The 24,765-nt window shown below is 50.4% G+C and carries 29 protein-coding genes; 28 read left to right on the top strand and 1 reads right to left on the bottom strand.

Translation table 11 applies throughout. From position 1 onward, the window contains the following. The first annotated feature begins 119 nt into the window (after positions 1–119). From terL to BLS69_RS13880, 28 genes are all read left to right on the top strand, one after another. Entirely contained in the window at positions 120–1,892 is a 1,773-nt protein-coding gene (terL, locus tag BLS69_RS14015) for a phage terminase large subunit (protein WP_256332297.1), read from the top strand. After that, positions 1,855–3,360, top strand: a complete 1,506-nt coding sequence (locus BLS69_RS14010; protein WP_256332296.1) for a phage portal protein — start codon at positions 1,855–1,857, stop codon at positions 3,358–3,360. The genes terL and BLS69_RS14010 overlap by 38 nt, the downstream gene beginning before the upstream one ends. After that, positions 3,353–4,141, top strand: a complete 789-nt coding sequence (locus BLS69_RS14005; RefSeq protein ID WP_091032462.1) for a phage minor capsid protein — start codon at positions 3,353–3,355, stop codon at positions 4,139–4,141. Before BLS69_RS14010 ends, BLS69_RS14005 begins: the two co-directional genes overlap by 8 nt. Before the next feature lie 82 nt (positions 4,142–4,223). Next, positions 4,224–4,832, top strand: coding sequence for a hypothetical protein (locus BLS69_RS14000; RefSeq protein WP_091032459.1), 609 nt, complete (start codon positions 4,224–4,226; stop codon positions 4,830–4,832). A gap of 54 nt (positions 4,833–4,886) precedes the next feature. Continuing rightward, positions 4,887–5,813 (top strand): major capsid protein, encoded by a 927-nt coding sequence (locus BLS69_RS13995; RefSeq protein ID WP_091032455.1) that lies wholly within the window; start codon positions 4,887–4,889, stop codon positions 5,811–5,813. 18 nt (positions 5,814–5,831) lie between these two features. Next, the gene (locus BLS69_RS13990) at positions 5,832–6,056 is read left to right on the top strand and encodes a hypothetical protein (protein WP_091032452.1); all 225 of its coding nucleotides are present in this window, start codon (positions 5,832–5,834) and stop codon (positions 6,054–6,056) included. A gap of 15 nt (positions 6,057–6,071) precedes the next feature. Beyond that, positions 6,072–6,470 carry a hypothetical protein gene (locus tag BLS69_RS13985; RefSeq protein ID WP_091032449.1) on the top strand — a complete coding sequence of 133 codons (399 nt, stop codon included), beginning with the start codon at positions 6,072–6,074 and terminating at the stop codon, positions 6,468–6,470. After that, positions 6,470–6,787 carry a hypothetical protein gene (locus BLS69_RS13980; RefSeq protein ID WP_091032447.1) on the top strand — a complete coding sequence of 106 codons (318 nt, stop codon included), beginning with the start codon at positions 6,470–6,472 and terminating at the stop codon, positions 6,785–6,787. Before BLS69_RS13985 ends, BLS69_RS13980 begins: the two co-directional genes overlap by 1 nt. A gap of 119 nt (positions 6,788–6,906) precedes the next feature. Beyond that, positions 6,907–7,263 carry an HK97 gp10 family phage protein gene (locus BLS69_RS13975; RefSeq protein WP_143023578.1) on the top strand — a complete coding sequence of 119 codons (357 nt, stop codon included), beginning with the start codon at positions 6,907–6,909 and terminating at the stop codon, positions 7,261–7,263. Next, positions 7,263–7,715, top strand: coding sequence for a hypothetical protein (locus tag BLS69_RS13970; RefSeq protein WP_091032442.1), 453 nt, complete (start codon positions 7,263–7,265; stop codon positions 7,713–7,715). Before BLS69_RS13975 ends, BLS69_RS13970 begins: the two co-directional genes overlap by 1 nt. 44 nt (positions 7,716–7,759) lie before the next feature. Continuing rightward, entirely contained in the window at positions 7,760–8,797 is a 1,038-nt protein-coding gene (locus BLS69_RS13965) for a phage tail sheath subtilisin-like domain-containing protein (RefSeq protein WP_091032439.1), read from the top strand. Positions 8,798–8,813: 16 nt separating this feature from the next. Then, positions 8,814–9,254 (top strand): phage tail tube protein, encoded by a 441-nt coding sequence (locus BLS69_RS13960; RefSeq protein WP_091032436.1) that lies wholly within the window; start codon positions 8,814–8,816, stop codon positions 9,252–9,254. A 74-nt stretch (positions 9,255–9,328) separates the two neighbouring features. Further along, positions 9,329–9,700 carry a phage tail assembly chaperone gene (locus BLS69_RS13955; protein ID WP_091032433.1) on the top strand — a complete coding sequence of 124 codons (372 nt, stop codon included), beginning with the start codon at positions 9,329–9,331 and terminating at the stop codon, positions 9,698–9,700. A gap of 179 nt (positions 9,701–9,879) precedes the next feature. Beyond that, entirely contained in the window at positions 9,880–11,751 is a 1,872-nt protein-coding gene (locus BLS69_RS13950) for a phage tail tape measure protein (RefSeq protein WP_091032431.1), read from the top strand. Between the two features lie 21 nt (positions 11,752–11,772). Next, positions 11,773–12,453, top strand: coding sequence for a LysM peptidoglycan-binding domain-containing protein (locus tag BLS69_RS13945; protein WP_091032428.1), 681 nt, complete (start codon positions 11,773–11,775; stop codon positions 12,451–12,453). After that, a complete protein-coding gene (locus BLS69_RS13940) occupies positions 12,450–13,511 on the top strand; it encodes an XkdQ/YqbQ family protein (RefSeq protein ID WP_091032425.1) in 1,062 nt (353 codons plus the stop codon). The genes BLS69_RS13945 and BLS69_RS13940 overlap by 4 nt, the downstream gene beginning before the upstream one ends. A 4-nt stretch (positions 13,512–13,515) precedes the next feature. After that, the gene (locus tag BLS69_RS13935) at positions 13,516–13,863 is read left to right on the top strand and encodes a DUF2577 family protein (RefSeq protein WP_176872709.1); all 348 of its coding nucleotides are present in this window, start codon (positions 13,516–13,518) and stop codon (positions 13,861–13,863) included. Further along, positions 13,853–14,269, top strand: coding sequence for a DUF2634 domain-containing protein (locus tag BLS69_RS13930; RefSeq protein WP_091032418.1), 417 nt, complete (start codon positions 13,853–13,855; stop codon positions 14,267–14,269). Before BLS69_RS13935 ends, BLS69_RS13930 begins: the two co-directional genes overlap by 11 nt. 41 nt (positions 14,270–14,310) lie before the next feature. Beyond that, complete coding sequence (locus tag BLS69_RS13925) at positions 14,311–15,348, top strand: baseplate J/gp47 family protein (RefSeq protein WP_256332295.1); 1,038 nt, start codon at positions 14,311–14,313, stop codon at positions 15,346–15,348. Beyond that, positions 15,345–15,908 carry a putative phage tail protein gene (locus BLS69_RS13920; protein WP_143023577.1) on the top strand — a complete coding sequence of 188 codons (564 nt, stop codon included), beginning with the start codon at positions 15,345–15,347 and terminating at the stop codon, positions 15,906–15,908. The genes BLS69_RS13925 and BLS69_RS13920 overlap by 4 nt, the downstream gene beginning before the upstream one ends. Before the next feature lie 2 nt (positions 15,909–15,910). Then, the gene (locus BLS69_RS13915; RefSeq protein ID WP_091032409.1) at positions 15,911–16,939 is read left to right on the top strand and encodes a phage tail protein; all 1,029 of its coding nucleotides are present in this window, start codon (positions 15,911–15,913) and stop codon (positions 16,937–16,939) included. Between the two features lie 12 nt (positions 16,940–16,951). Further along, complete coding sequence (locus BLS69_RS13910; protein ID WP_091032406.1) at positions 16,952–17,188, top strand: hypothetical protein; 237 nt, start codon at positions 16,952–16,954, stop codon at positions 17,186–17,188. A 59-nt stretch (positions 17,189–17,247) separates the two neighbouring features. Continuing rightward, positions 17,248–17,520, top strand: a complete 273-nt coding sequence (locus BLS69_RS13905; protein WP_176872707.1) for a ComEA family DNA-binding protein — start codon at positions 17,248–17,250, stop codon at positions 17,518–17,520. After that, complete coding sequence (locus BLS69_RS13900) at positions 17,517–17,873, top strand: hypothetical protein (RefSeq protein WP_143023576.1); 357 nt, start codon at positions 17,517–17,519, stop codon at positions 17,871–17,873. The genes BLS69_RS13905 and BLS69_RS13900 overlap by 4 nt, the downstream gene beginning before the upstream one ends. Then, positions 17,870–18,556, top strand: a complete 687-nt coding sequence (locus tag BLS69_RS13895; protein ID WP_091032396.1) for an N-acetylmuramoyl-L-alanine amidase — start codon at positions 17,870–17,872, stop codon at positions 18,554–18,556. Before BLS69_RS13900 ends, BLS69_RS13895 begins: the two co-directional genes overlap by 4 nt. A gap of 1 nt (position 18,557) precedes the next feature. Next, the gene (locus BLS69_RS13890) at positions 18,558–18,743 is read left to right on the top strand and encodes a hypothetical protein (protein ID WP_091032393.1); all 186 of its coding nucleotides are present in this window, start codon (positions 18,558–18,560) and stop codon (positions 18,741–18,743) included. Positions 18,744–18,857: 114 nt separating this feature from the next. After that, positions 18,858–19,154 carry a hypothetical protein gene (locus BLS69_RS13885; protein ID WP_091032390.1) on the top strand — a complete coding sequence of 99 codons (297 nt, stop codon included), beginning with the start codon at positions 18,858–18,860 and terminating at the stop codon, positions 19,152–19,154. Between the two features lie 160 nt (positions 19,155–19,314). Continuing rightward, complete coding sequence (locus BLS69_RS13880; RefSeq protein ID WP_091032387.1) at positions 19,315–19,956, top strand: DUF6338 family protein; 642 nt, start codon at positions 19,315–19,317, stop codon at positions 19,954–19,956. A gap of 960 nt (positions 19,957–20,916) precedes the next feature. Here BLS69_RS13880 and BLS69_RS13875 read toward each other — a convergent pair. After that, on the bottom strand, positions 20,917–24,537 hold the full coding sequence (locus BLS69_RS13875; protein WP_091032384.1) for an S-layer homology domain-containing protein: 3,621 nt from the start codon (positions 24,535–24,537) through the stop codon (positions 20,917–20,919). Positions 24,538–24,765: the final 228 nt, after the last annotated feature.

The following is a 24,765-nucleotide window of genomic DNA, read 5'->3' as shown; positions in this document are numbered from 1 at the left end:
GTTTTACCGTGGTTTTAGCGTGTATTTAGCGCTTCTACCCAAGGCCGAGTGTATTCGGTAGGGTAACTGCAACAACAGCGTTATTTCACGCTGAAAATCAGCGAAGAGGAGGCGGAGTCATGGCGTGGGTAAACGATCGGTGGGTCGGTAGAGATGAGCGCGAACAGCTTATTGATAGATTAGACGCGTTAATTCACGCGATGACTGCGGAAGGTGTTCCGGAGTTACTTACGAGTGAGGAAGAAGCGGAACTGGCGCATTATCTCGACGAATCTAAGCGATTGTCGCGAATTCATAGAGCGGAAGCCGACCTCCTATACTTCGCGCTCGAATACTTTTCGGAGGTACATAATCCAGGCAACGCAGGTAACTGGGATGGATTTGACGTCGAAACTGTTGAAGAATCACCGTTGTTCCACCGTGAAATCTGCGAGACAATGGACGATGTATCTATGCGAGAGATAAATGCAAAGGTAGTGCGTGCGGCGCCTCGTTCTCACGCAAAATCGTCGTACTTATCAAAGGCGTTCCCTCTACGAGAGATCGCGTATAGACATCGTAAATACATCATCAATATATCGGAAACGCCTGCGGTATCTACCGGTAACCTTGAGTGGATTGCGAATCAGCTCAAAAGTAACGCGAAACTACGCGCAGACTTCGGGCCGTTGCTGAATCCCAAACAGCAAATGAACCCGAAAGATAACTCTTCGGAATTTGTTGCATGGGAGCCTACCGCAGATGGGGGACAGCGTCAGTTAACGAAGATGGAGGCCGCTTCCAGTAACCAGGCATTGCGTGGCCGTAACTGGGAAGGTGTCCGACCGGACCTAATTATCTGCGATGACTTGGAAGACATACGGTCTAACGCGGCCACGCCGGAACTACGGCAGAAGATGCGCGACTGGTTCTCTCAAACGGTGGTACCGCTAGGAGATCCGAAAGGCAAGCGTACTGCTTTCGTATATATGGGAACGGTTGTACACGCGGAGTCGCTGTTACGAACGGTTATGAAACGGTCTGACTTTAACTCGAAGCTATACAAGGCGCTGATTGAAGACCCGGAACATACAGAACTATGGGAAAAATGTCGCGCAATATATCTGAATCCTGACGTTGAGGACCGTGTTAAGGCTGCGCGAGCTTTCTACGAAGCAAACCGGGAAGAAATGGACCGAGGAGCGGTTGTACTTTGGCCGGAAGTTCAGCCATTATGGGCACTGATGACGTGGAAATGGGCTAACGGATCAAAAGCGTTTAATACGGAATATCAGAATACGCCGATAGACGAGGAATCAATGGTATTTAACCCGGAGTTATTCCGATATTACGATGAATCAGACCTTATTGATTCATTTGGACGCGAGCTTCCGCTTGATTATTACGCTTTCTGGGATATTGCGCAGGGAAAAAGTTCGCGTTCCGACTATAACGCGATCGTTACGGTCGGAATAGACCGGAACACTCGTGTAATGTACGTAATTGAGGCATGGGCTAGGAAATGCGCAGCTCACATAGCGTTGGAGCAGGCGGTAGAGATCATTAAGCGTTACGGGCATAAGACATTTGCGGTAGAGACAGTCGGTGCACAGCACGATATGTATCGGCAATTGAGCGAGAGATTACGCAAAGAACGCATCGGAAGTGTGCGCCTCAAGGCGGTTGTGTCTCGCACAAAGAAAGAAATACGCATTGAATCGTTGGAACCGCTTATCGAGAGCGGCTATTTGCGTTTTAACAGATCGCATAGGCTGTTGATCGAGCAGATGGAGCAGTTTCCTTCGGGAACTCACGATGATTTACCGGATTCTCTTGCCGGCGCGGTTGAGGCTGCAGGAGGTGGCTTAGGAAGACGTGGTAGATCATGGAGTAAAAAACCAAAAGGACTATAAAGGGGGCGTCGCATTGTTTGAGGTCGGTAAGATGTACCCACCAAGAGAGCACAAGGACCGGATAGACCGATACCGGGAAAACGCTGAGCTTGTCAGGTGTAACGCTGATTTGATTAATAGGCTAAGCGAAGAAATAGAAGTTGAGCCGAAACGTTATATCTACGCTAACTACGCGGGGCTGATATGCAAGAAAGCTGCCGACTTGCTATTCGGGGATTCTCCGATCTATAGCGCGGGAGAAGAAGCCTCAGCAGAGCAAACCGCGCTGGACCGGATAGTCAAAGACAATACGCTTAATACGACAAACTATGAGATGGCTCACGGAAATGCTTACCGCGGGGACTCGTTTTATAAGGTTAAATGGGCGCAAGAATATCGCGGCATCTTACCGGAATCACAAGACCCGTATCGCGCCGTCATTGAATCACAGAATGCAGCGTACGTCTTTCCGGAAACAGTGCCCGGCAACGCTAAAAAAGTCGCGGCTTACCACATAGCCGTCCCGATTGCTTTTCCCGAAGAAGGACGAACTCGATGGGAGCTACACGTTGAAACGCATGTTCCAGGAGAGATTACGTTTTCCAAGTTCGGAATGAACGCTCTGACTACGCGAAATGATGAAGTTACTTCGTGGACTATTACTGAGGAGTTGGGAGGCGATGAGGCTCCGCTGAAAACCGGGGTTCCCGCACCTCTTATCGTACACGTTCCTAATTTCTCTTTCGATGATTCCTGGTGCGGATTGGATGATATAAGCGAGCATAGGGCTTTGTTCCGTGAGATCAATAATCGATTGACTCAAATTGCATCGATCCTAGATAAACATGCTGACCCCATATTGACGGTTCCGTCAGGTGTTTTGGAGGACGGCCCGGACGGTGTACCTCAACAAAGAGCTGCATACGCTAAAGTCTTTGAAGTCGTAGACTCTGGCTCAGTCGTTCCTCAATATGTTACTTGGGACGGTCAGCTTGAGTCAGCTTTTAAGGAACTCGACAAGCTCATAGATACACTCCTGACCACGTCAGAGCTACCTCCTATTGCATTGGGGAAAGAAAACGCAGGGACTAGCGGAGCAACAGGGCTCGCCGTCAAATATCGTATGAATCCTTTGCTTTCTAAGATAGCGCGTAAACGCCAGTACTTTGATAAGGCGCTCACAGAGGCACTTTTTATCGCCCAACTACTTGAGCAATCGCAATCGAACGAAACTCTCGACTACACGCCGACAAAACCACACATCATCTTCTCCGATGGACTGCCGACGGATGATCGCGAGCAGGCGGAGATAGCGCAAATACGTACGGGCGGTAAGTCTACAATGTCCGTAAGAGACGCTATTAAGCGCTTGGATGGAGTAAACGATGAACAGGCCGAGCAGGCGCTTAGACGCATTGACGAAGACGAAACGCGAGTCGGTGGCATAGCGGATTCAGCGTCAGCGGACGCGGTGTTTAACAATGGATGAGCGGCCGGTATCGAAAATAGTTAATGCGTTTAAGCGTGCGAAATCCGCAGTGAGTGCGGCAGTCGGACGCTTATTTACGTTGGGCTTTTCCCTTAAGAATGGCGATGCGGCTGCGAAAGAGTCCGCGAAGATACTCAGCGAACTTAACGAAGAATCGCGGAAGCACGTTGACGAGGCGCTGACTCAGGCGGCCAAAGACGGAACGCGCCAGGTGCTTATTTCGCTCGGACTAGGAAGCGTGGTGTCTGATGTAAAGCTCACGCGTGTTAACCTCGCTATGTTAAACGCGGCTAAGGCGGACACGTACGCGGACCTGCTCGCAGTTACGCAGAACATGGACCGTAGAACGCGTATGAGTGTCCGCCAAGCAATTGCAGAGGCTATGCGCGCCAATCTCGGCCAAGGCGTTAACAGCTCGCGGACAATAAGTGCCGACGCGCTTAGTCGTCTACGAAACACGCTCGGCCAGGCGGCTGATACCGGCATTATCGACGCTGCAGGACGGCGTTGGAAACCGGAGGTCTACGTTGAGACGGTCGTACTCACGAAGATGTCCGAGACACAACGCGAAGCAACGATTAATGAGGCGCTTGGCCGTGACGTTTATTACGCGCAGATATCGAGTCATGGCGCAAAAGATGCGTGCCGGAACTGGGAAGGCCGCATCGTTAAGTTAACACCGGATGCTCCCGGAGATTATCCGTATGTAGGCGATTTGCCGCGCAGGGAGATATTCCACCCGCGCTGTAAGCACGTACTGACTCCGGTAAGAAACCCTTAAACGATCTGTCCGAACGTACACGACACTAAACTGCTACGGACACTATGCGCTACGCGGCGCTAAAACGCTGGAGGAAACGACCATGAAAACCGAACAAATTCGCACTAAATTTCCGATGAATCTGCAGCTCTTTGCGGAAGGAGATCCGGAACCGACACCGCAAGAACCTGAGAAGACATTTACGCAGTCTGAACTAGACGTCATTGTTCGCGAAAGGCTCATGCGAGACCGTAAAGGACGCGAGGATTATGAGGAAATCAAGGCTAAGTTAGCGGAGATGGAAGGTAAACAGCCGGAGTACGCGGCAGAAAAAGAAGCCGCTGAGAAACGCGTACAGGAAGCCGAGGACGCTCGAAACAACGCGTTAAAAACAGCGAATGAGCGCTTAGTTAAAGCCGAGTTTAAAGCTCTGGCTGTAACCGGCGAGCAAAAAATTCGACCGGATGCGGTCGAAGATGCGTTTAAGCTGGCGGATATTTCCGGAGTTACGATCGATGACTCTGGCAGTGTTACGGGTATGGCTGACGTCATTAGCGCGCTGATCTCTTCAAAGCCGTATCTAGCGGAACCAAGCGCAGGATCACGTCAAATTGGCGGAGAGACCAACGGAGGCACCCGTAAGATTGATTCTTCCGGTATGAATCCGCGCGAGATGATGGCTCTTGGCTATTCGAATACGAGTAACAAATAAGAACCTTACCGGTTCTTTTTTTATTATCAATAAATAATAGGGGGATTTTTAATTATGGCATTGACACTTATGGAATCCGCAAAACTTTCTCAGGATACTCTCCAACAAGGCGTAATCGCAACATTTGTACAGAACGCTCCAGTGCTTCAATACTTGCCATTCATGGATATTCAAGGTAACGCTTATGCGTATAACCGTGAAGCTTCCTTGCCTGGTGTAGCTTTCCGTGGAGTCAATGAAGGTTACGTGGAATCTACTGGCGCGGTTAACCAACTGACAGAGTCGCTGTCAATTATGGGTGGAGACGCTGACGTCGATAAGTTTATCCAACGAACACGATCCAACATTAACGATCAACGTGCAATCCAAACTGCATTGAAAACAAAAGCAGCAGCTTTCAAATTCCAAGACACGTTCTTCAACGGCGATGTCGCTACTGATTCCAAGTCTTTCGACGGTTTGAAGAAGCGTCTTACCGGCTCTCAAGTTATCAATGCAGCTACAAACGGGCTAAACATCGGTGACGAGGGTAATTATGACCTGTTCATCGAGGCACTTGAAACATTGCTGTATCAGACGCGAGGACGTGCGGATGCATTGTACATGGATTCGAGAACGAAGATCCGCTTGAGCACGATTGCAAGGAAACTCGGGTTCCATGAAAACAGTGTTGACGCATTCGGTAAACCAGTAATTGCGTTCAATGGAGTACCTATCTTCGACGCAGGAGATAATGCTGTTGGGGGTAAAGTAATCGGCCATAACGAAACTACCGGTACAGCTACGAACACAACCTCTATCTACGCGGTAAAATTCGGAGCAGATGAGTATACTTCCGGACTGACTAACGGTGGCGTTCAAGTAACGGATTTGGGCGAGGTACACGATAAGCCAGTCTTGCGTACGCGTATCGAATTTTACACTGGTATGGCGCTGTTCGACGGCAAATCGGCTGCTCGCTTGTCCGGTATCATCGTCTAATAATCGGGAGGTGCGCAGATGTTCGTAATCAAAACGCCGAATCCGAATTATGACGGAGTTACGTGCGGCGTAAAATTCGAAAATGGCACGGCCGTAGTTGAGGACGAAAACCTGCGCAGGGTTCTCGTTTACGACTACGGCTATTTGTCGGAAGCAAAACCGGAGGAAAAGCCACCGCAAGAAGAGGCCGCGCTTAAAGCGCCCAGACCTCGGAAAGGCGCTGCTAAGACCTCCGCAAAATAAACGGAGGTGTGGCGAATGAACTACGTAATACCTGACGCAGATGCGTATATCAACGCGAACTGTATTGATATCGAGGATTGGACGGCCAGCGATACCGCGAAAAAAACACGAATGTTAAATGTCGCAGGATCAACGCTGACTCGCGCCTATTCGAAATACACGATACCTAACGCGGCTGTGTACGAATTTGCGAATGTGCTTGCGATTATGTACAACGATATGCTCCGGATGCAGCAGCAGGGCGTATCCACGTTCGGACTGACCGGAGTATTTAACGTTAACTTTAAGGACGGCACAACGTCGATGCCATACGACGACATGCGTAAGAAGATTCCGCAAGTTGCGCTTGATCTAATCGGCGAAGAGAACGGCGTTAGGCTTTCTAAACAAAGATTTGGGAGGCTGATTGTCTAATGCCGTTAGTAGCGATGAATCAAACGATTACAGTTACGAAGGCTGGCGCAAGTGATGGTTGGGGCGGCAAGGAGGACGACGTCGTTGTCGAATACGATGCGCGCGTTACCGAAGAGACGAAGACCGTCGTTAACAATTACGGAGAGGAGGCCGTCTCAGGCATGACGATATTGCTCGATAAGCTGCCGGATATAACGTACGACGACACGATAACGTATACGAACGAATTGGGTGTTACGATCGCGCGTAAGCCGGTTGCAATCAAGCCACGTCGCATGTATAGCGGTCGCGCCGTATTAACGGAGGTGAACGTCTGATGACGATTAATCGGATTAACTTCGATATCGGGCGTGGTGGCGGATTCATACGTCGTTTGGTGAGCCGCTTCTCCCGCCGATACGAGGAGCGCTTAACTACCGCGATCGAAGACGGCGCAATGACCGGAACACACGACGTTATGGACGATTGGAAACGCCAGGCCACAGACTTAGCTCCGCTCGGTAAGACGGGTGATCTGAGACGCGGCATTGAAACGGACGTCACCCATAACGGTAAAACGTGGACCGGTGAGATTACGTCAACGGCGGTAACTATGCGTGGTGGTCGACGTTTTGACTATGCGACTTACCTACACGATACGTACCCGGAAAAGTACGGCGACTCGTTTAAGAATCCGACGACAGACGGAACAATTCCGCGCTATCTTGCGGTACCTGCGGAGGAGAATGAGGCGGAGTGGGCGCGTATATTCGAAGGCGAAATTAAGGCCGCGATCAAACGGGGGCGGTTATAATGGCCGCAATAATAGACGAAATACTCGGCATCGAAGCGTTTATAAAATCCGTCGTACCTGGCGCAGCAGTCGAAAAGCAAACGGCCCCGCTGCAACCTACGCCGGGCCTTTTTGTCGTGCGCTTTTTAACGGAGTCTCGTACGGATGAGACGGCGTATCACTACCGGATCGAGCGCGATTATCAAGTGATCTATTACAGCGCGAATCCTCAAGCGGCCTTTCCCGTTATGGACGCGCTCAGTAACGCCATATACGACGTGCAGCGGATTGTTGCGACAGGATCTCGTCTGAACGCGCTGAACTATTCGCAGCCCATGCGGACAGATACCGATAAGGCGTCGACCACTAACGCGGGCTACGCAACACTCGGCATACTCCGGATTACTTCGCGACAGTCACGTACGCAGCAATCGTATCCGCTTATTCAAAACGTTAATTCACGATTTAACTAGGGCGTCCATCCGGGCGCTCCTTTCAATTTAAAGGAGGTCATTGCATGGCAACTTGGGACCCATCAAATTTACCGACACGTCCCGGTATTTACATGCGCTTTATCCGCGCAGCAGCCGCACAGATTAGCGGAGGCACGCTCGGCACAGTCGCAATTCCGCTTCTGACATACGCCGGCACAGCGGTTGAGAAATCGTTCTATACGGTCGAATCCGAAGCCGCAGCGGTTGAGCTGTTCGGTAGCGCGAATATTCAATCCGTTTTACTCGCGTTGGCTGGCGGAGCTAAGGACGTTCTCGTCTACACGATGCCAGATACGGCCGTTGCGGACGACTACGTTGATATGCGCGAAGCTCTCGATGCGCGTCCGTTTAACGTGTTCGTGTTCGACGGAGAGTTCGACTCCGTACAACAAGCCGCGACTAAAACGTGGGTAACGCGCAATCGTGACGAAGGTAAACACTTCATCGTGGTTATCGGCGGAGACGCGGCTTCTGACGCAGATCCAGCGCTCGGTAACGCACGCTCGACGCTTAACGAAGACGACTACATCGTCAACGTAATCAGCGGCGGTATTGTAGGCGGAGTTACGTACACTTCGGCCGAATACGCGCCATTCATTGCGGGCGATATCGCGGGGACTCCGATTAGTCAGTCGATTACCTACGATCAATTGACGCTGGAAGACGTGACGAAGCGCTTGACCAATTCACAGACAGTCGCAGCGCTGGCGGCCGGATCGCTGTTATTTACGAATGATGGCGCGAAGGTGAAGATCGAGCAGGGACTCGTCACTAGCGGCCTCAAGATCAAGTCGATCCGTACGCAGCAAGCGATCACGAACGATATCTCGCGCACAGCTACCGACAGTTATATTGGCAAGCTTCCGAATAACGCGGACGGCCAAGCTACGTTGATTGTCGCGGTTAAGGCGTACCTGGAATCGTTAGGCGCGGCGGTACTTACGAACCCCATCGTAATGCTAGATCCACAACGTCCAAGCGTAGGAGACTCCGTTTTCCTTGCGGTTAGCTATACGGAAACCGACACAATGGAGCGCATCTTTATTACGGTAAATATTTAATCGAGGCGGTGAGAGAATGACTTTGGATGCAAAACGCGTTATTAGCGGTAACTACGGTCAGTTGTTCGACCAAGACGGCGAATGGTTGTCTAACGTTACCAGCGTTGAAGCGAATATCGAAATCGGCATGGAAGAAATCAAGCTGGCCGGCACGCGCTGGCTCGGCAACAAGACCACTACGCTAAAAGGTAGTGGATCGATTAACGGTTACCTCGTTACTTCCGAGTGGATCGAAAAGATGGCGCAAGTCACTGACGATGTCAGCTCGCCGTACGTTACGGAGCTTATCGTTAAGATCGACGATCCGGAAGCGTTCGGTGCGTATCGCGTACGTCTGAAAAACGTAACGTTCGACCGGATTCCGGTTGTGAATTACGAAGTCGGCTCGATCGTTGAGCAGGAGTATACGTTTGTGTTCTCCGGCTACGAAATTCTGGACGCAATCCGTCCGTCATAATAGCGCAACAAAACTAGCGGACTGCCTTCGGGTGGTCCGTTTTTAATTACGAAAATAATCGGAGGTTGACATATATGGCAAAAGGATTAGAGGCGCTACTTGGCGCGAATTTGGACGTTACGAAAGAGGTTTATATTCCGCGTCTTAAAACGACATTTACGGTCAAAGCACTGACTAACGCGGAGACTGCAAAGGCGAGATTACGCGCAACTACAGGCAAGGACAACGTTGACGCGATGACGCTTAGTTACGTGATGATTTCGATGGCCTGCGTTGATCCGGACTTTAACGACAAAGCGCTCAAAGCACATTATGGCGCAAGTGATGACGTGGACTGCGTAGGTAAGGCACTGCTTCCGGGCGAGGTTCAGAAACTCACTACGGAAATCTCAACTCTGTCCGGATTCGGCAACGAAGAGGAGCTGCTGGAAGAGGCAAAAAACTAATTCGGGCGGGTGGTGAGGCTCGGATTCTACACGAGATATTCCAGCGTCACCATATACCGCCCGATGAAATTTTCGTAAAGCCTGCACGACACCGCGCCGTGATCTATGCGTCCATGGCGATAGTGCTTGAAGATGAAGAACGCGCAAGGAAAATAGCGGAGCGAGGGAGGTAACGGGGCATGTCGTTTGATATCGTAGGACATTTAAAAATTGTAGATAACGCCACCCGACCTCTTCGTACAATGACCGCGGGAATCCTCAAGTTCGGAGCAGCGGCGGCCGGCATCGGAGCGGCAGTCGGTACAGTTGCGGTTGTAGGCGATAGCATTAAGAAAGCGATGGATTTCGAATCGCAACTCCAATCGATCAAGGCGTTAACCGGCGCCACTGAAACGCAGATGAAGGCGATTAGCGCGATGGCTCTCGAACAGGGCGCACTCACGAAATACTCCGCGTTAGAAGCTGCGCAAGGTATGGAAGAGCTCTTAAAGGCCGGTATGAGCGAAGCAACGATAATGTCTGGCGGCCTTAACGCAGCGCTTAACCTCGCGACGGCTGGCGGATTGGAACTCGCAGAAGCGGCTGAAACGATGGCAACGTCGATGAACGCGTTTAAGAAGGACGGACTCTCAGCGGCACAGACTGCGGACATACTTGCGGGCACTGCGAATGCGGCGGCGACTGACGTACGGAACATTGCGTATGGTATCGCATCTGCGGGCGGCGTGGCGGACATGGCTGGCGTTTCCTTCCGCGACTTGAATACCGCGATCGGACTCATGTCCAACGACGGATTGAAGAGCGGATCTGACGCAGGTACATCGTTTAAATCGATGCTCATGTATCTGCAGCCGCAAACGAAGAAGGCGACCGCGATGTTTAACCAACTCGGAATCGGCGTCGGGAAGGCGAACAAGTTTTTCGAAGGTGGAAAGATCAAGGATCTCGCGGGAATTGCGGAGGTCTTGAATAAAACGCTCGGTAAGATGAACAACCAGGACCGCGTAGCTACGTTGCTCGACATGTTCGGAACCGACGGCGTTAAAGCGGCGACTACGTTATACAAGGCAGGCGCAAAAGGCGTAGAAGAGTTCCATAACGAAATGGCGAAGGTTACCGCGCTCCAAGTTGCGGAAGAGAAGATGAATAGCGCGGCTGGTGCGATTGAACAGTTCCAAGGCGCGATGGAGACGTTGCAGATATCCGCGATGTCACCGCTACTTCCATATATTAAGAAATTCGCGATAGGTGCGCAGAAGCTGATTGCGGATTGGACCCCTCAGATTACGGCGGCCGTTCAAAATGCGGTTGATACTGCGGCGAAGTATATCAATACGAATTTTATTAATAATCCGGAGTTTAATAAGCTGCCGGATTTGGAGAGTAAAGTTCGCTTCGTGTTTGATACACTGGGAGATTCTTTCAACAAGTGGTGGGAAGCTGGTGGTAGAGATGACGCTAGGAATGCGACAAGCAGTATGATCGGGTTCCTCATTGATACTATGGAGGCGTCATCTTCGCAAATTACAGAAGTTGCTCTGAAAATCGGTGCAAGCATCGCTCAAGGTATCATGCAAGGGGTCAAGGATCATCTCAACGTCATTTCTTTACTTAACCCAGTGAAGCAGCAGATGGAGGATTTTAACAATCAGTACAACAGTGCAAAGAAACTCTCATCCGATTTGAGTACTTGGTCTGCAAATAATCCAGGAAAACCAATGGTTGACGGCGGAAGTATTGGCCCCACTGAAGGTAAAAGCAGTAGCAGTGGAGGAAATGCCGTTTCCAACTGGTGGAACGAAACATTTAGTAAGAGCGGTTGGTCGGGCCATTCCGCCGGCCTCGAACGCGTTCCATACAACGATTACCCTGCGCGACTTCATCAGGATGAGATGGTGTTAAATTCGAACCAAGCGCGAGACTACCGCGAGACTAACGGTGGAACCGGCGGAGGCCCGTCCGTAATGGTAACGGGCAACACGTTCGTCGTCCGTAACGATAGCGACATTGACGATATTGCGAACAGAATCGCGCTTCGGTTGGCGCAATAAAACGGAGAGGAGGCGGCATTATTGGCGAGAGGCAAGCCGCAGTTTTGGCTCAAGTATAACAATAACGCGGAAGTATTGTGGCTTCCCGTTAATCCCGAAACAATCAACGCAACATCCACGTACGGCTACGAAGACGTCAGCGTATCGAATCTCGGCGAGTATACGATTCTCGGAAACAATCGGCAGAAAGAATTTACGGTATCTTCGTTCTTTCCGCGCGATTATAACGGTTCCTACTGTCAGTATTCGAAGTTGAAAGATCCGTGGGAAATCGTTAAGACAATCGAACGGTGGCAGCAGTCCGGCCGTCCTGTCCGTTTTATTGTGACGAATACGCCGATTAATATCGCGGTTACGATTCGGTCATTTGAGTACGAGGAGCGCGGCGGAGAACCTGGCGACGTTTATTACACGCTACAGCTCAAGGAGTACACGTTTATTCCCAACGCCAAAAAGTCGGACCCTAACGCAAAGACAACGAATATATCCGCTGCTAAGGTTACGACTGATCCGGCGCGCCCTTCAACACGTACTACTCCAACATCATATACGGTCAAGTCGGGCGACTCACTTTTTAAGATTGCGGCTAAAGTCTACGGGAACGGCGACCGATGGCGCGATATCTACACGAAGAACAAGTCGGTAATCGGCGCGAATCCTAACGCAATTAAGCCGGGCCAAAAGCTGGTGATCCCGAAATGAGTACGCAAATTCGCGTTTTATATGACGGAAAGTACTACGTTGAGCCTCTCGTAAAGACCGCGACATGGTCCGGAGATGTAGCGCAACCTCATCGAACTCTTACGCTGGCCTTGTCAAATACGCTTAACGGAGAGGATCAAGAAATCGCGTTCGAGCTCGGCAAGGAAATACGCTTTTATGTAGATGGTAAAGGCGTATTTCGCGGCGTTATCTTTACGTACGACATAACTGAAAAGGGCGACGCGGTCGTGATTGCGTACGATGAAAACGTGTATCTCACGAAGAATACAGATACGCGGAAGTTTGTCAAGATGACGGCGGGCGCGATGATTGCGGAGCTCTGCAAGTCATTCGGAATCCCAACGGGCGACATCGCAAACACCGGCTACGTGATACCGCGCATGATCCTCCGGAGTAAGACGCTGTGGGACATGATGGTCACGGCGCTAACGGAAACGCGCAAGCAGAACGGACGGAAGTTCGTTGTATACGCGGCAAACGGTAAGCTCGGCCTACGCGAGAAGAAAGACGCCGCGGTGCGTTGGATGATCGAGGATGGCGTTAACATTATCGGCGCGACACGGACGCGCTCTATCGAGGAACTACGGACGGCCGTTAAAGTTGTCGGCGGCGAATCGGAAGAGAAGCAGATAACCGCGTCTGAAAAGAATGCGGCATTAGCTACGCGTTACGGTTTGATGCAGCATTATGAGAGCGCAGATTCGAAGCTTAACGCGTCCCAATTACGACAGCTCGCGAAACAGCGCCTTAAGGAGCTATCGACCGTTAAGGAGGACGTAACAGTTAATGCGTTAGGAATCACGGATGTCATCGCCGGAACAGCGGTCTACGCGTTCGAGAGTATGACGGATCTGGTCGGGGGCTTTTACGTCAACGCGGATACCCATACGTTCAGTGACGGCGTACACATGATGGACATAACGCTATCTAAAACGGATGACCTTCCGAAGCTGGATTACGAAGAGGAGCCGGAGAAAAAGAAAGCCGCGAAGGAATCGAAGAAAAAGGCGAAAGAAAAAGCGAAGAAAGGGAAGTGACGCGGTGGCTCTCGAAACTATCGACGGAGGCGGCGTAAGTAAATTGCGCGACGTCATCCGGCAACTCGGCTACAACAAGGACGTTGACGTAGAAATCGGAACGGTCACCGCACCGCTTCCGGATATTCGCGTGAAACTTGATAATGTAAACTTCGAGCTTGAGCGTGAAGACATTGTTATTGTCGAGCGCCTAAAAGGGTACACGCGGACTGTTAGGATCAACGGAGTAGACGCTGAGATTGAGTTTCCGCCGGTACTGGAAGCGGGCGACCGCGTAGTCCTTCAAATGTTCAACGCGGGACAGGATTACGTAATACTTGACCGGCTAGGAGGCGATGGAGATGGCGCTTAGTCCACTCGCAGTAATTACCGATGAGGAAACGGAAGAGACGGTCGTTAACGAAATACTGCCGCTCAAGACATATGCGCTTAACGTTGAGACTGGCGAAATGGGCGGAATGGTGGACGGAACGGCTGCGATTGAACAGTTCATTTATAAAGCGATTCGGACTGCGCGGTACCGTTTCGCGATATTCGATGACGACTACGGATGCGAGCTTGACGATTTAATCGGCCAGGAAGTGTCGGTCGAACTATTAGAAACGGAAATACCGCGGACAATTGAGGACGCGCTAATATACGACGACCGGATTCTTGCGGTACGTGACTTTACATTAACGAGGGAGGCGGACAAATTGTACGTCTCTTTTTTCGTGGAAGTAGATAACGAAACGATTCCGGTGGAGGTGACGATTTAATGGCATACGAAGACCAAACGAAGGCCGCGGTCCTCGAGCGGATGCTCGGAAACTCTCCGCCGGATATCGACCAGCGGCCGGGATCAGTAACGTACGACTTAGAGTCTCCCACTGCGATTGAAATATCGATGGCTTACGCTGAGCTTGATAACGTGTTGGACTGGGGATTTACGGATACGACGTTCGGCGAGTACTTGGATAGCCGTGCGTCTGACTACGGACTCGTTCGTAAGGCCGCGATCAAATCAGCCGGATCAGTGACGTTTACAGGCCCGGACACAACGGTAATTCCGGCGGGTTCAATCGTATCAACAGGCGGAGACACTCCGGTCTACTTCGTTACGAGCGCGGCGGCAACTATCGCAGGATCTACGGTTACAGTCGCAGCAGAAGCGCAGGACGCAGGCGCAGTGGGCAACGTCGGCATAGGCGCGATTAATACGATGGTCGGCGATCTCGTCGGCATTGTTGCGGTAAATAACGTGGTTAACTTCGAAGGTGGTGTCGATACCGAATCAGATGCGGCTTTATACGCGCGTTATCAGGAACGGGCGCAGCGGCCAGCCACGTCCGGAAACTCGAATCAATACCGCCAATGGGCGCTCGAAGTGCCTGGCGTAGCTGATTCGATTGTCTATCCGATATGGGCGGGGCCTGGCACGGTCAAAGTCGTATTACTTGGCGCGGATAAAACTTCGCCTGATCCTTCCGTAGTTACAGCGGCTCAGACGTATATTGATCCGACAATGGACGGACACGGCGAGGGCGTCGCACCAATCGGTCCGGTAGTCACCGTGCAAGGTGCGGTTGAGGTTCCGATCAATGTCGCGGTAGACGTCGACGTTGAACCGGGCTATACGCTCGAAGAAGTGCGCGCACAACTAGAAGCCGGAGTCACTGCGTATCTGGCAACGCTGGCCTTTGCGGACCCTCTCGTACGGATTACGCGGATTGCTAACGTCATCCTCGACGTGCCTCGCGTTATTGACTACCGTGACCTTACGATTAACGGAGGGACCGCGAATATCGTCGTAGCTAACGGAGAGGTTGCGGTTCTTGGGACGGTGACAGTTACGTGAGAACATTAACGGAGATTCAGCGCGACATGCTCGATTACCTGCCGCAGTATTACCGCGACTCTCTTGTAGCGAGCGGGATCTTGAACGCTGAGGCTATCGAAATCGCGCAGCTTAATGCGGACATTTACGACGTACTCGACCAATTCTATATCGATCGCGCAACGTGGGGATTGGCGCGGTGGGAGCGGATATTCGGAGTAACACCGGAAGCCGGCGCAACATACGAACAGCGGCGCGAAGTCCTGCGGGGTAAAATGCGTGGCGTCGGTAAGATTAGCGTAAGTCTCATCGAGAACGTAGCGGAGGCATATGCGAACGGTGACGTGGATGTAACGGTGGATAGCGCGGCTTATACGTTGACAATTACGTTTGTCGGCGTATTTGGTGTGCCCGCACAACTTGACGCGCTCAAAGCGAATCTACGCGATATTATACCGGCTCACATGGCGATTGATTACGTGTTCCGCTTTTACACGTACGGTGAGCTCACGGGAAGCGGCGTGACATACGCGGACCTGAGCGGATACACATACGACGATATTTACAATCGGAGGTTATAACGATGGCAACGACGCCAAATTTAGGATTGCCGCTGATTGATAGCGCGATGACTGCGGATGTGCCCCGCGATATGAATGCGCTGGCGAATGCGGTGGATAGTGCGGTAGAAGAAGCGTTGGCAGACGTAAGTATTCCAGACGCGAGCCTGACCGTGAAAGGTAAGGTTCAACTATCGAATAGTACGAACGGAACGTCACAAGCGCTGGCAGCTACGGAGAAGGCGGTCAATGACGCAAGGGTAAGCGTTGTGTCCGACTATATTCGGCAGCCAGGATTCGCGAGTACCGGCGGGACATCGACGGCATATACCGCGACATTAACTCCAACTCCGACTACCTTGCCGGACGGATTCGGGATCACTATTGTTCCGCATATTGCTAACGGAGCGAGCCCGACGCTTAATGTAAACGGACTTGGCGCTGTTCCGCTTAAAGACCAAAAAGGCATTGCGTACGCGGCGGGTAAGCTTGCGGTGGGTAAGCCGTACACATTTCGTAAAGTTGGATCGGATTTTTTGGCCGATAGCTCTGGTGGCTCTGGTAACGCAGTAGCGGGAGATATCAGAGCAGGGAAAACGGCGACAAACGATGCCGGAGACGTTACGGGTAGCTTGGTTGTGCGCAACACATCACAAACCAATGTCACGCCAACAACGAGTGCACAAACGCTGCAACCGGGAATTTATGATTATCCTATTGTGGTAGCAGGTGTGCCGGCAGCAACAGCGGATCTGGTGACTCAAACCCAATCGGTTCCAGCGAACTCGAGTAGAGCTTTTAATTACGCAACCCAACCTAATATAGCATTTGTTACTACAAGTGCTTCGATGGCCCAACAGCACGCAATGATGTTGCTAGGACCTACTCCTAGAATTAATCATAACGGAACAGTCCTTTTCACAGACACTTTGAACCCAAATGCTTACAACTCAGCCCTTTCTTATTCGAATTGGAACGGTTCGAGTTACCAAATATACAACAATAATGGAGTAGCAGCAAATCTAACTGTGGAAGCGTATTTCAAACGATAAGGAGAGGGTTTTGTGACGTCAACGGACTGGATTAACTCAAACTATTTGGTTGTTAATGATCCATACGTAGGAAAGTCTGTCTACTGGGGAAATGGAGTAATTTATTATGGCATACTTACTCCGGTGGTTAAATTTATTGAAATGTTCGGGGACGCGATCCAAGGCGCTATTGATAGCCAAGCGGACGTAAAGCAAGCGATACGCGACAGTGACCCGGATAACAGCAAGGGTTTTAATAACATACTGTGACCGCCCGTTACGCTCGGGTGTGTCTTTTTTTTTATTTTTTACGGATAGGACGTGAACCCGTGAACAAGACGCAGCTTTATCGCATCCTAGTTCTGCTCGCGCTGGCCTTAACATTCGTAGCGAGCGTCATCACGGCATCGTCCGTAACTAAATCACGCATCAACATTAACGTAAGCAGCCGCGCCGCAATCGAAACACTGCCGGGAATCGGGCCGGTACTTGCGGATCGCATCGCGAGCGGCCGTCCCTACGCGGATGTGTACGAATTGGATCGCGTTGAGGGCGTAGGCCCCGCGACAATAGACGGAATTATCGGGAGGGTTGATTGGTGATGGACATTGCGGGAATATCAGCGCTGGCCTTTACGCTACTTAAAGAGGGCGCGTGGATGCCGCTGGCCGTACTCGTAATCGGCGTGCTCGTATGGCTTATGTTACGCGCGCAGAAAGAGCAGACGGAGGCTAACCGGGCAGACGCTAAGAAGCGCGAGGATAAGTTGATGGCGTTCGTTGACGAGAACAAGGCGGAGGCATTAGCGCGTGAGGATCGTTTGATGGAACATCTTACGAAAACGGAAGAAGTACAGACGCGTATCGTATCGACATTGGAACGGATGGAAATGCGGATGCAGTATATTGAACGCGCTGTAAATATCGAAATCAAATACGGAGATGATGCGGCATGAATTATCGCAAGGATTATATTCCGAAAGGTACCGCGTTTAATCGGCGGCCTGCCCACGTAATGAACGCGACGACGATCACGATACACAATACGGGGAATGCGAACTCCACTGCGGCTAATGAGCGCGCTTGGCTGACGAATCCTACGAACGCGCGGCAAGCTTCGTTTCATATCGTTGTCGATGAGCGCGAGGCTATCGAATGTATTCCGCTGAATGAGAACGCCTGGCATTCCGGAGACGGTAGCGGAGCAAGTTCCGGAAACCGTACGTCAATCGGCATCGAAATCTGCGAGAGCGGCAATTACGCCAAGACGCTCGATAGCGCGGCTACTCTCGTTGCGTCGATGCTTAAAGAGCGCGGATGGGGCGTTGATCGACTACGCCGCCACTACGACTGGTCCGGTAAGATATGCCCGCGCTTAATGTACGATGGTGGCGCGTGGACCGGTTGGGGCCTATTTAAAGCGGCGGTTGCTGCGAAACTAAACGAAGGGAAGGCGGATGCTGACGTGAAGAAGGACGTAATCGTAAGCGTAGTTGTTAACGGTAAGAAAGTAACGGACGGCGTGCTTGACGGAGGGACTACGTATACGCCGGCGCGTGCAGTAGCGGAAGCGTTAGGCGCGAAGGTAACGTGGGACGCGAAGACTAAAACGGTGACGATTACGAAGGAGGCGAAGTAATATGAAGAAGCGTTTGACTAATCCGCTGTTTATCGCGGCGGCCGTAGGGCTTGCGTACCAGGTGCTCGAAAAGTACGGAGTCGCTCCGGATTTCGGTACGTGGCAGATTGGCGTTGACCTCGTGACCTACGCGTTGATCGGAAGTGGCGTGTACTCTACGTTTAAAAAGACGGAGCCAGTGGAATAAAACTGCGACCTACTTGCGGATGACTACGTATTGTATCGTAGGTAGGTCTTTCCTTTTTATATGATTCGATGGTACTATTTGGTTATACGGTTTGATCCAGAGGAGAGTTGCTAAATGACTTTGATTGATACAATCGTCGTTCAACCAGTAATAACAGTTTCCGGACTTTCTACGGAAGTAGTTCGTACATTTGAAAGCGCAATGATGCCGCAAGTCGGCCAAAAGATACGTGATCGAATGTTTGGTCACAGTGCTGATCTTATCGTTGAGGATGTAGTAATTGATTACGCTACGGATGAATGCTATGTGTATCTTGCTCCTGTGACGTTGGACAACGCGGATAGAGATGACCTACGTGATCATGTTCGGGAGTACGAAAGGCATGGATGGGAATGGCCGCGTCCTATATAAAGTACATACGCAATAAAACAGGCGCAGTTCTCGCGGATAAATTCCGTTGAGGGCTGCGCCTGTTCTTCGTTTATTCGAGGCCGGCCTGCGCTTTTTATAGTTGATTTATCCATAAACTAGTATTATATTAGAATTTGTGGATTGAGGAGTGATACTAGATTTGATTTTTAATAATTTCGAAGCGGTTTATTTTACAGTTCTCATGATGGTTCCTGGTTTTATCATGAATATGGGCTACAACTATATACTCCCTACAAGAGAAGGACAAGCACCAATCTATCTCGTGAGATTTATAGTTTTTAGCTGTGTTAATTTTGCTTTAGCATGGCCGGGATTAAACAGTCTGATTAAATCTCGGTATTGGGAGGAACACCCTTTTAGGTGGTCCGTACTTCTTGTGTTAATAGTATTATTTCTGCCTTACGCTATCGGTCTAATTGCAGGAATAGTTACTGAGAGAAAATGGGTGAGAAAGTTATTGTTAAAAACAGGGATTAACCCGATTCATCCATCTCCAACTGCTTGGGATTATATTATGTCTAACGAGTCAAGGTATGTAATTGTTACGTTGAAAAACGGATTTGTGATATATGGACTTTTTGCTTCAAAATCTCTTGCTTCTACTGTACCAACTGAAAAAGATATTTACTTAGAAGAGATATTTGAGCTAGATGATGATGAGACCTGGGTACCTAAATCCAAAGGCATATGGATTAGTGGCTCCGAGATTTTACATATTGAATTTTTAATTTTTAAGGAAAATCAGGAGGGACAAAGTGAAGAATCAGAACCAACAGAGTAAAGTTGCAGGAACCTTTGGATATCAGCCAAGACCGTCTTTGGAAATAAGTGGTTTGCAACCAAAGGCGTCAGGGAAAACATTAAATCCTCCTAAGGGTGGAAGTAGCGTTAAGAAACCATAGAAAGGGAGAGATTCGAATGTCACAAAACAAGCCTTCATCACCTATAAAACACATAGGGAACGGGCATCAACCGAATAAAGCGCAAGAACAAATGCCTAAACCACCAAGTGGTGGTTCTAGTGTGGAAAAGAAATAACGAAAACAAGTGTAGGACATACGCTTGTTTTTTTTTGATTTATTTAAACAACCGTCTTCCGCGCTTCTCCTCGTTTCCTTTATCAATTAGATCCGAAATTGGACTTGCCTTATCATGCTGCCCGCGCAGGTCTGTTCCAATAACCTTCGTTTATACTTGCGTAACAGTAAGCGCGGTATGAACGAGGATACGAGCTAGACTCAGGGCGCTGTCTGTAATCTCAGTCAATCCGGAGATTTTTCGCGCAGATATACGCTTTACAATTTGCAGATATACGCTCCTAAACGTTATAATATCAGTAACGGTAAGAATATAGCGCGGATAATTAGATTCTCATAATCGGGAAATCACGCTATTTTACGGTGTTTTCGTCTAACGTTGACTGACCGTTGGACTGTGCGGAGACACTTGCGAGCTGGCAGCGATGAGGTCAGGGGTTCGATCCCCCTAGGCTCCATAATCAAGAACGCCATCACATTATTGCGATGGCGTTTTTTTTGTGGTGAAATAAATCAGAACATTTATTAATGAAGTAGAATTTTGGACTTGGGGTCGAGCTTGGGGACGAATATTCTAGATGCAAAAATCGAGGGTTTAAAGTCCTGATCGTAGAGTTGTCAAAAAAGTACAGTTTGAAAACAAGGAGACCCTTCCGGCTGGATATTGTCCAACCGGAGGGGTTTGTATTTTTCTGTATACGCTTTCACTTAGCCAGATATTCAACGAACCTTACAAAGATCGTGGCTACTTCGGCGCGGGTGGCGTTGGCTTTGGGAGCAAAAAAGTTGTCCGGCTTGCCTAATACGATGCCGATGTCCCGCAGTGCCTGAACGGCCTCCAATGCCCAAGAGCTGATCTCACTCTCGTCCGCGAAGGACTTTGAGTGGCTTTCAGGTATCTCATAGCCCTTGTACTTCATGTAGTTGTACAGGATCACCAGCATCTGCTCGCGCGTCATCGGTGAATTGGGGTCAAACAGGTCTGCGTTTGTACCATTGACTATGCCTTTTTCGGCTGCCCACTCGGCTGCCGCCGTGTACCACTGTCCGTCCGTCACGTCGTTAAAGCGGGAACTCGTATAGCTGGAGAGGTTTATGTTCTCAAGATTGGCCAGTACCTGCACGAACATTGCACGCGTCATTGCGGTGCCTGGTGAGAACGTTGTGGACGTCGTGCCGTTGAAAAGATCGTATGTGTAGGCGAAATTTATATCGTTGTAGAACCAGTCGTCCATGTTGGCATCCCTGAAAGGATTGCCCGATATCACGAGGAGGCCCAGTGGGGTGGCGTCATCAAACGCCAGCTCCGTAGCCTCACGGATGTTCAGCGAGATGCCGTTGTCTAAGCCAACTCTTGCGCCACTCGGTCCTACCACAACCGCTCCGCCGCTCCGTATCTTCGATCCGCCGTGGATATCCACACGGTTGCCATTGGGCAGGTTCACATGCGCGTCTTTGCCACCTACTGTAACCGTACCGTCGCTCGCGATCGTCGAGCCGCCCGAAATGGTCACTGTGCTGTCGCCGCCGGGTAGTGTCACTTCGGCGCTCTTGTCTGCCGGAATGGTTACCTTACCGTTTGAGTCTATCGTTGTGCCTTCGGGCACCTTAATCTTCGTCCCGCCTTTGGTTGCAATCTCGCCGCCGCCGGGGAGGGTGGTGTTGCCGTTTTTGTCTGTGACCGCGGGTTTATCCTTCGGTGTATTCACTGTGTAGGTCGACTTTGGCGTTCCAGCGTCTGTCCCGGTGGCCGTATTGACAGTGTTGCCCGTATTACCGATGTTGCCGGTATTTCCGGTGTTGCCCGTATTGCCGCCAGAATCAGGCACAGTGGGGTTCGTCGTCTTCATCGGCGTCGTCGTCGCACTGATCTCCGCGCCGTCGCCCTTTGCGTTCACCGCGATGATGGTGAAGTTGTATCCTTGACCGTTTGTCAGGTTCTTGAAGGTATATTTGGTCTCCGCCGCATCCAGTGTGACCGGCGTAACGTTGCCATACCATACCTTGTAGCCCAAGATCGCACTGCCGCCGTCGTCAGCAGGGGCGGTCCAGCTCAATGTGACCTGTCCGTCACCGGCTGTCGCCTTGAAGCCGCTCGGTGCACTGGGTACGACCGGTTTTCTCTGCGCGAACATCCAATCAAAGACATCTGTGTAGTCATTGTTCCAAGCCGGCAAGTTAGAGGACTGCGCCGTGGGAGCTATACTCCAAGTTCCCATAGTTATCTGATTGTAAAGAACCGCTGCTTCCACTTCATGTGCTATATAATCAGCCATAACAGGTGTATTGGCAGGATTAGGCCTCAGATTCGGCTGATCAAATTGATTGTAGGGCCACGTAAGAGCCTCATTACTCTCAAAGCGTGAAGCCCTTGCGTTGATCATTTTCGGAATATTGTTATTGATGAAGTTATTGAGGTTAGTCTGGTAGCCTCCAACATTATGAGCATTTAAAAACATCCAATAGGCCAGGTTGTTGTGAGCGTCATTGTCCTTAGCGTTCGGTGAACCGCTTACCGGGGCCATAGGTGCAGCGGCAGCAAAGAAGCCAGGGTAGCTGTTAACTAAGTTGTTGGTATACTGGCCGCCCCAGGAGAAGCCTGCTGCGTAAACACGATTAGGGTCTACTTCGCCGCTAGCAATCAAGGCGTCTATGACCTTCTTAACATTTTCTGTTGAGGGAACAGATACGCCATTATAGGAAATATTCAGTACATGGCTGGCGTACTTATCGGGATTTTGCTCCATCTTTTTCATTAGAGCGACTGAGCCGTTGGCGGATTTCATGGCCGCTTTTTGGTCTGTCGCAGCGTTTGTGCCGCCGCGTGACATGCCGTGAGTATAAACATACAGTGGCAATCCTTTCATCACCTTACCATCATCATCCCTGTGAAGGTAGAGCGAACGATTGACCGAATTGTCCGTGAAAGTAGTGAACTTATCGAGGATTGGATTCGCAACCTTTTCCTGTTCAAAAACCACGTTGTGAAGCGGATTTCCTTCTGTCAGTATGATTTCGCCTTTTTGGACAATGGTGTAAACCTGCTTTGTCGAGTTACTGCTGCCATCCAGCGTTGTATTGCCGCCGCTCTCTGAATAAAACTCAGACTCAACGACGATGTAACGACCGCTCGCCAGTCCGTCTTGATAATCTGGTGAATTGTTAACCTGCCCCACATAGCCGCGTACTTTTGGCTCGTCATTAGCGTATACCCTTGTGATTTTGCGTGGTCCTTCAAAGGTCACCGCTTCGCCGTTCAGAGTCGTGTTCCTAGCTGACAAAGTAAACAAGCCCGGATTAAGCTCGGAGCCTAACGCAGCCTTCCCCTCGCCTAAGTCAATGATGACAGCCGTTGTGTATTCGCCACTGGCGAAGTTGTCATTCCATACGATAAAGGGGAGTATCCCCGCGTCCGGATCATTTTTGAATGTCACATGAATGGTATGGTCTGTTTCAATATTCGTAAAGGTATACGTGCCAGCAGAGAGAGTCACGGTCTCGCCGTCTACCGTTACAGTATCTACAATTTTGCCGTAATCAGGGGTAAACGTAATGTCTTTGTTAGAGCCCCGATCAACTCTGAGAACATCGCCGGGTGGGTTGGACATGATAGAGCCGCCCGGTCCCGCAGTGGCGGTGATTGAAAATCTGGTGTCGACTTCATTGGCTAAGGTGAGCTGCAGGCTGTCTGTAAATGAAACAGAACTGCTATAAGCCGCGTCCGGATCTCCGAAACTGGAAACGACTTCATAGCGGTCACCGCCCTTTTCCGTTGAGTTATTAATGTAAACCTCAAAGGTAAGCTTGCCTTCCTCCAAGGTCAAGGTTCTTTTGGGTATTCTCATCTCCACGATATACCCTGTTTCCGTGATCTGGGTCCATGCAGCTCTGCCCGGAGCGGCCTGCCCTGAGAACACCCCCGTCGCGCTGACGCGCCATTGGTTTGAGCCTCCGGTTCCGGTGCCGACATAAAACTCTAGGCTGTCGTACTGGTGATCTCCGCCAGCTCCCTGATATAGATTACTGTCATTCACAACTACTCGGGAATATAGGTAGTCATGGTCCCAAAGGATTCTGGCTGTGCCCGTGGCATGGGGTCTGGGATCGGCGGGTACAGTGCTTTTGTTGATGTGATGCTCCATGGTCTGGCCCCAGAGTGGGTCGTTTGACCCGAGTTCGGGAGTTCCATAAATAGCGATGGGTGTTTCATTCGCTTCTGCGTTCTCGATGTTGTCAGTAGCGGCGGCATAGCTGGTAGGCATTAGCGACATCACCATTACCAAGCAACAGAGGAACGCGAGCATTCTGCTAAATCGTTTTGGCATAAATGAAAATCCTCCTTATTTTTCCGATCCGGTGGCCCACGGCTTACCCGCATCGTATTTGGACACATTGTCCATTTGACAAGCGCCCAACTATATATATTAAGTTTATCAGAGGTTCAATCCTTTAATTTAAACATAGAGGGGTTCCGAACTCCTAGGCTCTACCATACATAAACCTTCAGAACGGCAGAGATGCCGTTTATTTGTCTTGATAATCTTGTGCGCATC

This window comes from Paenibacillus sp. CF095 (genome assembly GCF_900101225.1).
In the GTDB taxonomy this organism is placed as follows: Bacteria; Bacillota; Bacilli; order Paenibacillales; family Paenibacillaceae; genus Paenibacillus.
This window is presented reverse-complemented; position numbering and strand designations above follow the sequence as displayed.

Coding starts and splice junctions, on each gene's coding strand:
- BLS69_RS13975 (WP_143023578.1), top strand. CDS start 6,907: ATGACCGGAACACACGACGTTATGGACGATTGGAAACGCCAGGCCACA.
- BLS69_RS13925 (WP_256332295.1), top strand. CDS start 14,311: ATGCTCGGAAACTCTCCGCCGGATATCGACCAGCGGCCGGGATCAGTA.
- BLS69_RS13980 (WP_091032447.1), top strand. CDS start 6,470: ATGCCGTTAGTAGCGATGAATCAAACGATTACAGTTACGAAGGCTGGC.
- BLS69_RS13960 (WP_091032436.1), top strand. CDS start 8,814: ATGACTTTGGATGCAAAACGCGTTATTAGCGGTAACTACGGTCAGTTG.
- BLS69_RS14000 (WP_091032459.1), top strand. CDS start 4,224: ATGAAAACCGAACAAATTCGCACTAAATTTCCGATGAATCTGCAGCTC.
- BLS69_RS13940 (WP_091032425.1), top strand. CDS start 12,450: ATGAGTACGCAAATTCGCGTTTTATATGACGGAAAGTACTACGTTGAG.
- BLS69_RS13930 (WP_091032418.1), top strand. CDS start 13,853: ATGGCGCTTAGTCCACTCGCAGTAATTACCGATGAGGAAACGGAAGAG.
- BLS69_RS13995 (WP_091032455.1), top strand. CDS start 4,887: ATGGCATTGACACTTATGGAATCCGCAAAACTTTCTCAGGATACTCTC.
- BLS69_RS14005 (WP_091032462.1), top strand. CDS start 3,353: ATGGATGAGCGGCCGGTATCGAAAATAGTTAATGCGTTTAAGCGTGCG.
- BLS69_RS13875 (WP_091032384.1), bottom strand. CDS start 24,537: ATGCCAAAACGATTTAGCAGAATGCTCGCGTTCCTCTGTTGCTTGGTA.
- BLS69_RS13955 (WP_091032433.1), top strand. CDS start 9,329: ATGGCAAAAGGATTAGAGGCGCTACTTGGCGCGAATTTGGACGTTACG.
- BLS69_RS13950 (WP_091032431.1), top strand. CDS start 9,880: ATGTCGTTTGATATCGTAGGACATTTAAAAATTGTAGATAACGCCACC.
- BLS69_RS13890 (WP_091032393.1), top strand. CDS start 18,558: ATGAAGAAGCGTTTGACTAATCCGCTGTTTATCGCGGCGGCCGTAGGG.
- BLS69_RS13885 (WP_091032390.1), top strand. CDS start 18,858: ATGACTTTGATTGATACAATCGTCGTTCAACCAGTAATAACAGTTTCC.
- BLS69_RS13970 (WP_091032442.1), top strand. CDS start 7,263: ATGGCCGCAATAATAGACGAAATACTCGGCATCGAAGCGTTTATAAAA.
- BLS69_RS13985 (WP_091032449.1), top strand. CDS start 6,072: ATGAACTACGTAATACCTGACGCAGATGCGTATATCAACGCGAACTGT.
- terL (WP_256332297.1), top strand. CDS start 120: ATGGCGTGGGTAAACGATCGGTGGGTCGGTAGAGATGAGCGCGAACAG.
- BLS69_RS13895 (WP_091032396.1), top strand. CDS start 17,870: ATGAATTATCGCAAGGATTATATTCCGAAAGGTACCGCGTTTAATCGG.
- BLS69_RS13990 (WP_091032452.1), top strand. CDS start 5,832: ATGTTCGTAATCAAAACGCCGAATCCGAATTATGACGGAGTTACGTGC.
- BLS69_RS13915 (WP_091032409.1), top strand. CDS start 15,911: ATGGCAACGACGCCAAATTTAGGATTGCCGCTGATTGATAGCGCGATG.
- BLS69_RS13965 (WP_091032439.1), top strand. CDS start 7,760: ATGGCAACTTGGGACCCATCAAATTTACCGACACGTCCCGGTATTTAC.